At 68.5% G+C, this 8,079-nt stretch carries 6 protein-coding genes; 4 read left to right on the plus strand and 2 right to left on the minus strand.

The window, feature by feature from the left end; genetic code table 11:
• Positions 1 to 5 precede the first annotated feature (5 nt).
• The 3 genes from QZ670_RS07055 (at position 6) to QZ670_RS07065 (ending at position 5,584) form a co-directional block, all read left to right on the plus strand.
• The gene (locus QZ670_RS07055) at positions 6 to 2,408 is read left to right on the plus strand and encodes a TIM-barrel domain-containing protein (RefSeq protein WP_294253374.1); all 2,403 of its coding nucleotides are present in this window, start codon (positions 6 to 8) and stop codon (positions 2,406 to 2,408) included.
• Between the two features lie 238 nt (positions 2,409 to 2,646).
• Positions 2,647 to 4,035 (plus strand): DUF4139 domain-containing protein, encoded by a 1,389-nt coding sequence (locus tag QZ670_RS07060; protein WP_294253376.1) that lies wholly within the window; start codon positions 2,647 to 2,649, stop codon positions 4,033 to 4,035.
• A 4-nt stretch (positions 4,036 to 4,039) separates the two neighbouring features.
• The gene (locus tag QZ670_RS07065; RefSeq protein ID WP_294253379.1) at positions 4,040 to 5,584 is read left to right on the plus strand and encodes a hypothetical protein; all 1,545 of its coding nucleotides are present in this window, start codon (positions 4,040 to 4,042) and stop codon (positions 5,582 to 5,584) included.
• A gap of 4 nt (positions 5,585 to 5,588) precedes the next feature.
• Here QZ670_RS07065 and QZ670_RS07070 read toward each other — a convergent pair whose 3' ends face one another.
• Complete coding sequence (locus QZ670_RS07070; protein WP_125978360.1) at positions 5,589 to 5,885, minus strand: hypothetical protein; 297 nt, start codon at positions 5,883 to 5,885, stop codon at positions 5,589 to 5,591.
• 69 nt (positions 5,886 to 5,954) lie between these two features.
• On the opposite strand from QZ670_RS07070, the gene QZ670_RS07075 reads away from it, so the two are divergent.
• Positions 5,955 to 6,383, plus strand: a complete 429-nt coding sequence (locus QZ670_RS07075; protein WP_294253386.1) for a CBS domain-containing protein — start codon at positions 5,955 to 5,957, stop codon at positions 6,381 to 6,383.
• Between the two features lie 6 nt (positions 6,384 to 6,389).
• Here the strand turns inward: QZ670_RS07075 and QZ670_RS07080 are convergent, their stop codons facing one another.
• A complete protein-coding gene (locus tag QZ670_RS07080; RefSeq protein WP_294253389.1) occupies positions 6,390 to 7,877 on the minus strand; it encodes a lipopolysaccharide biosynthesis protein in 1,488 nt (495 codons plus the stop codon).
• Between the last annotated feature and the right edge of the window lie 202 nt (positions 7,878 to 8,079).

The following is an 8,079-nucleotide window of genomic DNA, read 5'->3' on the forward strand; positions in this document are numbered from 1 at the left end:
CGTTCTTGTCTGACAAGATCGGCGGCAAGACCGTCGTGTCAGGGGAGAGGGTGTTCGTGAAAGCCAAGTCGCTTCTGCTGCTGGGCGCAGCGCTTGCCGCGAGCATTGCGCCGAGTTTTGCAGCCCTGGCTGCGCCGATCCAGGTGCAAGCCAGCGAGGGCGCAACGCTGCTCGCGAAGAGCGAGACCGGCGCCACCTTCCGCACCGCGCAGGGCGTGCTCGCCCTCACCATCTGGGGCGACCGCATCCTCCGCGTGACGATGCTGCGCGAAGGCGCCGAGCGCGCGCCCGATCTCGCGCTGGTCGGCCAGCCCGCGAAGACCAGCTGGACGCTCGAGCAGCAGGCGGAGCGCTATCTGATCGCGACCCCGGAGATGCGGATCAGCGTCGACCGCAAGACCAGCGCGGTTGCGCTGCTCGGTGCTGACGACAAGCCGCTGGTCGGCGAAACCGATCTCTATCGCCGCAGGCTGGGCGGCACGCCCGATGCGGACGGCGCCATACGTACCGCTTTCACCATGCCGGAGGGCCGGGCGGTCTATGGCCTCGGCCAGCACCAGGCGGGGCTGCTCGACTATCGCGGGCATATCGTCCGGCTGCAGCAGGCGAACACCGATGTCGGCGTACCGGTGCTGGTGTCGCCCGCCGGCTTCGGGCTGTTCTGGAACAATGCCTCGGTCACCGAGGTGGCGGTCGATACGCCGCAGGCGGGCAACCGGATCGTGTTCCGCTCGGCGGCGGGCGAGGGCGTCGACTATTTCCTGTTCGCAGGTCCCGATGTCGACCAGGTAATCGGCGCCTATCGCCAGCTGACCGGCGCCGCCTCGCTGCTGCCGCGCTGGGCCTGGGGGCTGTGGCAGTCGAAGGAGCGCTATGGCTCGCAGGCCGAGCTGCTGGGCGTGGCGGCCGAATATCGCCGTCTCGGCATCCCGCTCGATGCGGTGGTGCAGGACTGGCAGTACTGGCCGGAAGGACGCTGGGGCAGCCACGAGATGGACCCGGCGCGCTATCCCGATCCCAAGGGGATGCTGGATACGCTGCACCGGGAGAATGTCCACAGCATCGTCTCGGTCTGGCCGAGGCTCGACGTGGGGCTGGAGAACACACGCGCGCTCGACGCGATCGGCGGGCTCTACCCCAAGACCTACCCGAACGTGTATCCGGCGGGCGAGGGCCGCTGGTACGACGCTTTCTCCCCCAAGGCCCGCGCGCTATACTGGAAGCAGATCTCCGATCGGCTCGGCAGGGCCGGGTTCGACGGCTATTGGCTCGACGGGAGCGAGGCCGAGCTGGGCGGCCATTGGGGCGAGATGGCCGAGGTGAACACTGCGGCAGGCCCCGGCGCGCTGGTGTTCAACGCCTATCCGCTGATGCACACCACCGCGGTGCACGACGGCATGGCCGCGGATTATGCCGCCAAGCGCCCGCTCCTGCTCACCCGCTCGGCCTGGGCGGGGCAGCAGCGCAACGGCGCCTTCACCTGGTCGGGCGACGTCAGCGGGCGCTGGGACGTGTTCGCGAAGCAGATTCCCGCGGGCGTCAATTTCTCGATGACCGGCAATCCCTTCTGGTCGGCGGATATCGGCGGCTTCTTCGGCGGCAGCCCCAAGGATCCGGCCTATCAGGAGCTGTTCACCCGCTGGCTGCAGTTCGCGGTGTTCAACCCGATGTTCCGCATCCACGGCACCGGCGAGGGCAAGGAAGTCTACAGCTTCCCCGAGGCCGTCCGCCAGCCGCTGCTCGATGCGGTGGCGCTGCGCTACCGGCTGCTGCCCTTTCTCTATGCGCAGAGCTGGCAGGTCGCCGATCGCGGCGCCTCCTTCCTCTATCCTGTCGGCATGGTGTTCCCCGAGGACCGCGCGGCGCAGGACCTGCGCGACCAATATCTGTTCGGGCGCAACCTGCTGGTCAGCCCGGTCATCGAGCCCGGCGCCACGTCGCGCAGCGTGTACCTCCCGGCGGGTACCGAGTGGATCGATTTCTGGACCGGCACCCGGCACAAGGGGGGCGCCAAGCTCCAAGTAGCCGCGCCGATCGGGCAGATTCCGGTCCAGGTCGCGGCGGGCACGATCCTGCCGCTGGGTTCGCCGGTCCAATATGCCGACCAGTCCCCCGATCGCCCGATCGAGCTGCGCGTCTATCGCGGCGCCGATGGCCGCTTCACCCTCTATGACGATGCCGGCGACGGCCAGGGCTGGCGCCGCGGCGAGCGCACGACGATCGCGCTGGCGCTGGACGACAAGGCAGGGACGCTGACGATCGGCGCGCGCGCTGGCCGCTATCCGGGCATGGCGAAGACGCGCCGGTTCCGGGTGGTGACGGTGGCGCCGGGTGTCGGCACCGGGCTCGCCGAAGCGGCCGGGCGCGAGGTGGTGTATGACGGGCGGCGCGTGGTCGTGACGCTGTAGGGTGCGCCGGCGAGAGCGATCCCCCAGAAAAAAGACCTCGTCATCCCGGCGGAAGCCGGGATCCATTCGCGCTGATGTGGCGGTTCTTTCCCCCAGCGCACAGGGCAATGGATCCCGGCTTTCGCCGGGATGACGATCGACTTGGAGGTTCCAGTGCGCCTCCCCCTGGCGGGGGAGGAAACACTAGCCGCCGCTCCTCGATCTGCTACGATCCTTGCAACCAAGGGGGAGGACGAGGATGCGGCGTGCGGTTTGGCTCTTGGCGGCGGCATGGCCGGCACTCGCGCAGGCCCAGCAGCTTCCTGCTCCGGACAAGACCGCGCAGGGCGATCTCGCCATCACCATCTACCAGAACGGCCAGGCGCTGGTGCAGGATGCCCGCACGCTGGACCTCGCCGCCGGCCGCACCCGCCAGGAGTTCGCCGATGTCTCCGCCAAGATCCGGCCCGAGACGGTGACGCTCGCCGGCCCCGGCATCGGCATCGTCGAGCAGAATTTCGATTACGACCTGCTCACCCCCTACAAGCTGATGGAAAAGGCGGTCGGCTCGGTGGTGACGATCGTCCGCACCAACCCCGCGACCGGCGCCGAGACGCGCGAGCAGGCGCGGGTGCTTTCGGCCAATGGCGGCATCGTCCTCCAGATCGGCCCGCGCATCGAGGTGCTGCGCGACGACGGGCTGCCGGTCCGCGTGATCTTCGACAAGGTGCCCGAGAATCTCCGCGCCCGGCCCACGCTCTCGGTGACGCTGCAGGTGGCGAGCGGCGGACGGGTGCCGGCCACGCTCAGCTATCTTACCCCGGGGCTCGGCTGGACCAGCGACTATGTGATGTTGTTCGATGAGGCGAAGAGTGCGATCGACATGCAGGGCTGGATCACGCTCACCAACGATACCGGCACGTCCTACCAGAATGCCGCGGTGACGCTCGTCGCCGGGGCCCCCAGCGGTGCGAAGGCTTTCGGCCGGCTCGCTGGCGACGATGCGACCATCGACCAGCCGGGTACCGAAACCGGCCCGCGCGAGCGGCTAGGCGACTATATCTTCTACCCGCTCGCCCAGCGCACCACGATCGCCAACGCCCAGCAGAAGCAGGTCAGCTTCCTCGACGTGAAGGCCGCGCCCGCGCGCAAGACCTATGAATGGGTCAATGGCTGGCTCGGCGCCGACACCGATCCGCGCAGCGCATCCTCGGTGCTCAAATTCTCGACGTCGAAGAATGGCGGCCTGGGCGACCAGCTGCCGAGCGGCACGATCCGCGTCTATATGCGCGATCGCAAGGGCGAGCCGCAGTTCATCGGCGAGAGCCGGGTCGATGCCGCGCCGATGGGCTCGGCGATGTCGATCCGCACCGGCGAGGCGTTCGACGTGAAGGGCGCCGCAGTGGTGGTAGAGCGCAAGAAGCTCTCCGCGCGGCGCTGGAAAACGACGATGCGCTACGACTTCACCAATGCCCGTGCCGAGCCGGTCACCCTCGACCTCGCCCAGACCGGGCTGTGGGGCGATGTCCGCGTCACCGACCAGACCCTCGCCGGCGAGCGTGTCTCCGCCGATCGGATGGAGTGGAAGGTGCCGGTGCCCGCCAATGGCAAGGCATCGGTGACCATGGTGTTCGACAGCCGCTACTGATCCGATGCTCGCGCGCATCGCCCTTGCCCTCGCCGCCCTGCTCGTCGCCCTGCCGGCGGCGGCGCAGACGCTGGTCGTCTCGGACAAGCCCGATGCCGTGGCGGTGACGGTCTATCGTGATCCCAACCGCAGCGAAGGCGCGATCCGGCAAGGCTGGCCCGGCGGCTATGCGCTGGTCACCGAGACGCGGACGCTGCAGCTCCCTGCCGGCGCGGCGGTGATCCGCTTCGTCGGCGTGTCCGAGGGGATGATGCCGGAGACCGCGATCGTCACCGGCCTGCCGCGCGGGGTGGGGGAGAAGAACCGCGACGCCCGGCTGCTGGGCCCGGCGACGCTGGTCGACGCCTATCTCAAGCGCCGCGTCACCGTCCGGCGCACCGACCGCGCCACCGGCAAGGTCCGCGAAAGCGAAGCGGTGATTCAGGCCGGACCCGAAGGCGGCGTGCTGCTCACCACCGATCAGGGGGTCGAGGCACTCGGCTGTTCGGGCCTGCCGGAGACGCTGGTCTATCCCGGCGTGCCGGCCGATCTCGCCGCCAAGCCGACGCTGTCGGTAACAACCGACAGTCCCCGCGCGCAGACGGTGACGGTGCAGCTTTCCTATCTGGCGCAGGGGCTTGACTGGTCGGCCAACTATGTCGCGCAGCTGGGCGCGGACGACTCGCTCGACCTGTTCGGCTGGATGACGGTGGTGAACGGCGGCAGCCAGGGCTTTGCCGATGCGCGCACCAGCGCGGTGGCGGGGCAGCCCAACAAGGAGAAGGCGGCACGGCTGCCGCGCGGTGCCGCGACCGCGTTGAGGCTGGAATGCTGGCCGATGGGGACGACCAGCGATGGTGATCCTCAATATGAGTTTATGAACGCGCCGGGCGCACCGCCACCGCCGCCGCCGCCGCCCGCGCCGTCGACGGAAATCATCGTCACCGGATCGCGCATCGCCTTCGCGCCAGTGATGATGGCCGAACAGGAGGATTTGGGCGACCTCAAGCTCTACCGCGTTCCCGAGCCGGTGAGTGTCGCCGCGAACGCCACGAAGCAGGTCGCGCTGCTCCACCGCGGGCGCGTGCAGATGACGCGGATCTATGCGGGGACGTTCCGGCCTTTCGCCTATGATCCCGATCGCGACGCCGAGAGCGAACCGGCCGCCATCCTCCTGCGCGCCGAGAATCGGACGAGCGTCGGGCTGGGGCTCCCCCTGCCGGCCGGATCGGTCGCCCTCTTTGCGGCGCGGCGCGACCAGCCGGTGCTGCTCGGCGAGTCGGCGCTCCAGGATCGCGCAATCGGCGATGAGATCGAGCTGCGCCCGGGCGACAGCAGCGAGGTCCGCTACACCATCGTTGGCGAGCCGGGCTCGAAGCGGCGCGCGAACTACCGGGTCGAAGTGACCAACGCGCTCGCCACCCCCGTCACCTTCGAGCTGCCGATCCCCTATCGCGACGCCAAGGCCGGCGCGCCGCTCGTCTCGCACAAGGGCGTGCCCACCTGGCGGGTGACCGTGCCGGCCAACGGCACCGCCAGCCTGGAGCTCACCCTCAAGCGCGCACGCTGAAGCTTCAGTCGAGGTCGACCTCTCCCTTGAGCGGGTCTTCCACCTGCGCGTCATGGCCGCTGCCCGAGCTGAGGAACATCAGCCCCATCAGCGCCGCCGCCATCATGATGGTGAAGAACACGCCCAGAAAGGTGGCGATCGCGGTGACGATATGGAGCTCGCCCATCGTCGCCCACAGCCAATATTCGGCCACGCCGGCAGCCAACACCGCCACCACCGCCATCCCCCACAGGATGCGGCGGAACCGCCCCCAGGCGAAGGCGGCATAACCTGGATCATCGAGTCCGTCTGGCTGTTCCATCGCTTTGCAAGTTGGGCTGATTCGTGGGATAAACAACGCCTAAAAAATGAAAGCCAAGGAGAGAAGGCGATGACCATCGCGGCAATCCTCGAAGGCAAGGGGCGAGACATCGTGTCGATCGCCTCGACCAGCACCGTCGCGGAGGCGGTTGCACTACTCGCGGCCCGCCGGATCGGTGCGGTGCCGGTCCTCGAAAACGGGCAAGTCGTCGGCATCTTTTCCGAGCGCGACGTGATCCATTGCATCGAGCGCGAAGGCGCGATCGGGCTCGAGCTGCCCGTCTCGCGGGTGATGACCGCGCCGCCGATCACGGTCGGCCCGGAAGAGACGGTGCTCGGCGCGCTGGCGCTGATGACGCGGCGGCGCATCCGTCATCTGCCGGTGCTCGACGGGCAGGCGGTGGTCGGCTTCATCTCGATCGGCGATCTGGTCAAGTACCGGATCGACCGCATCGAGTCCGAAGCCGAGGCGATGCGCGCCTATATTCAGGCGGCCTGACGCGACTCAGCCGGCGCGGTTGCGCACCAGCGCGATCGCCCCGGCGAGCGTCTCCCGCGCACAGGTGAACAGCAGCGCGCCATAGCTCGCGGCGCCGATGCTCACGAGCAGCGCCAGCCGGGGCAGGGGGGCGAGCGGGGGTAGCGCGCGGTCGACGAGGGTGACGATCAGTCCCATCGCCAGCGCCGCGAACACCGGCGCCGCGATCGCCCGACCGAGCCGCGTATAGCTGACGCCGATCGCCGGCAGCGTCCGGTGCGCCGACAGCGCCAGATACAGCGGATAGGCAACATACCAGGCGGCGACGAGGCCCAGGATGCCCCAATGCACGCCGATCAGGAAGGCGATCGGCAGGAACAGCGCGCCGGTCGCGCCGTTGCGCGCGCTGATGCCGGGGCGTCCGCGCGCATCGCTGGCCGGCGCGAACAAGATCTGCAGCGTCATCAGCGGCATCACCAGCGCCAGCCCGTGGACCACCGGCGCCGCCTCGGCCCATTTCGGCCCGAGCACCACCGCGACCAGTGGTTCGGCGGTTGCGGCGAGGCCGACATAGAAGGGCATGGCGGCGAGCAGGATCAACTGCGCACCGCGTACGAACGCCGCCGCCACCGCCGCGGGATCGTCGCGCATCCGCGCATAGGCCGAGAAGGCCACCTCGTTGAGCGGCGGCACGAATTTGGAGACGAAGATCTGCGTCAGGAACAGGCTCGTCGTATAGATGCCGAGCAGGTGCGGATCGAACATGCGGCCCGCAATGAACACGTCGGCCTGGCTCTGCAGGAACCAGAAGACTTGCCCTGCCGCCATCACCCCGCCATAGCGCGCCATGTCGCCCGCGCCGCGAAAGTCGAAGCTCGGCCACACCAGCGCCCGCGCCGCCACCGTCATGCCGATCGCGCGGGTGGCGAACAGCACGATGGGCGCGGCGACCAGGGTCCATACGCCCCAGCCGGCATAGGCGCCGGTAAGGGCGGTGATCGCGCCAGCGAGTGCCGAGACGAAATTGACCTGTGCCTGCTTGGCGAAATCCATCGAGCGGGCGAGCAGTGCATAGGGCAGCGCGATGAACGGCGTGCACAGATAGAGCAGCGCCTGCACCCGCAGCAGCTCGGCGACCATCGGCTGGCGATAATAGGCTGCGGCCAGCGGCGCGGCGGTAACCTGTAGCAGCGCCAGCCCGCCATTGAGCAGCAACAGCATCCCGAACAACTGGCGCTGCGCGCGGTGCCCGGCGTCGGCGCGCTGGATCAGCGCGCTCGCCAGACCATAGCCGTTGAGCATGTTGAGCAGCACCAGCACCACCTGGGTCATCGCGAACAGCCCGTAATCGGCGGGCGCGAGGATTCGGATGACGAGGAAAGTGGACGACCAGGTGAGCAGCTGCCCCAGAATCTGCGTGCCCGATCGCCAGATCACGGCCTTTCGCACCTGATTCCGGAGCGATTCCGGGGCCTGATTCGGCGATTCGAGCGTTGATTCGGTCACCAGGAGCATATCGCATGCCCCGATTGAGAAGCCGTAAACCGCAGTTTTCTGCGGGTTTCAGGGCTGCCTGTCACGAAAACGACCGAAAGTTTCATTTTCTCGTTGACGGGTGGGGGGCTCGGGCATAGAAGCCACTCCACCGACGCGGTGCTCCACACCGGAACGCAGCGACGGTCACCGAAATTCAGGCGCAGCGGCCGCCCCGAGAAAA

Origin of the sequence: uncultured Sphingomonas sp. (assembly GCF_913774285.1) — a bacterium.
GTDB lineage: Bacteria > Pseudomonadota > Alphaproteobacteria > Sphingomonadales > Sphingomonadaceae > Sphingomonas.

What these genes read in the sequence shown, in the direction of transcription:
- QZ670_RS07060 (WP_294253376.1), top strand. Translation starts at nt 2,647, where the DNA reads ATGCGGCGTGCGGTTTGGCTCTTGGCGGCGGCATGGCCGGCACTCGCG.
- QZ670_RS07065 (WP_294253379.1), top strand. Translation starts at nt 4,040, where the DNA reads ATGCTCGCGCGCATCGCCCTTGCCCTCGCCGCCCTGCTCGTCGCCCTG.
- QZ670_RS07070 (WP_125978360.1), bottom strand. Translation starts at nt 5,885, where the DNA reads ATGGAACAGCCAGACGGACTCGATGATCCAGGTTATGCCGCCTTCGCC.
- QZ670_RS07075 (WP_294253386.1), top strand. Translation starts at nt 5,955, where the DNA reads ATGACCATCGCGGCAATCCTCGAAGGCAAGGGGCGAGACATCGTGTCG.
- QZ670_RS07080 (WP_294253389.1), bottom strand. Translation starts at nt 7,877, where the DNA reads ATGCTCCTGGTGACCGAATCAACGCTCGAATCGCCGAATCAGGCCCCG.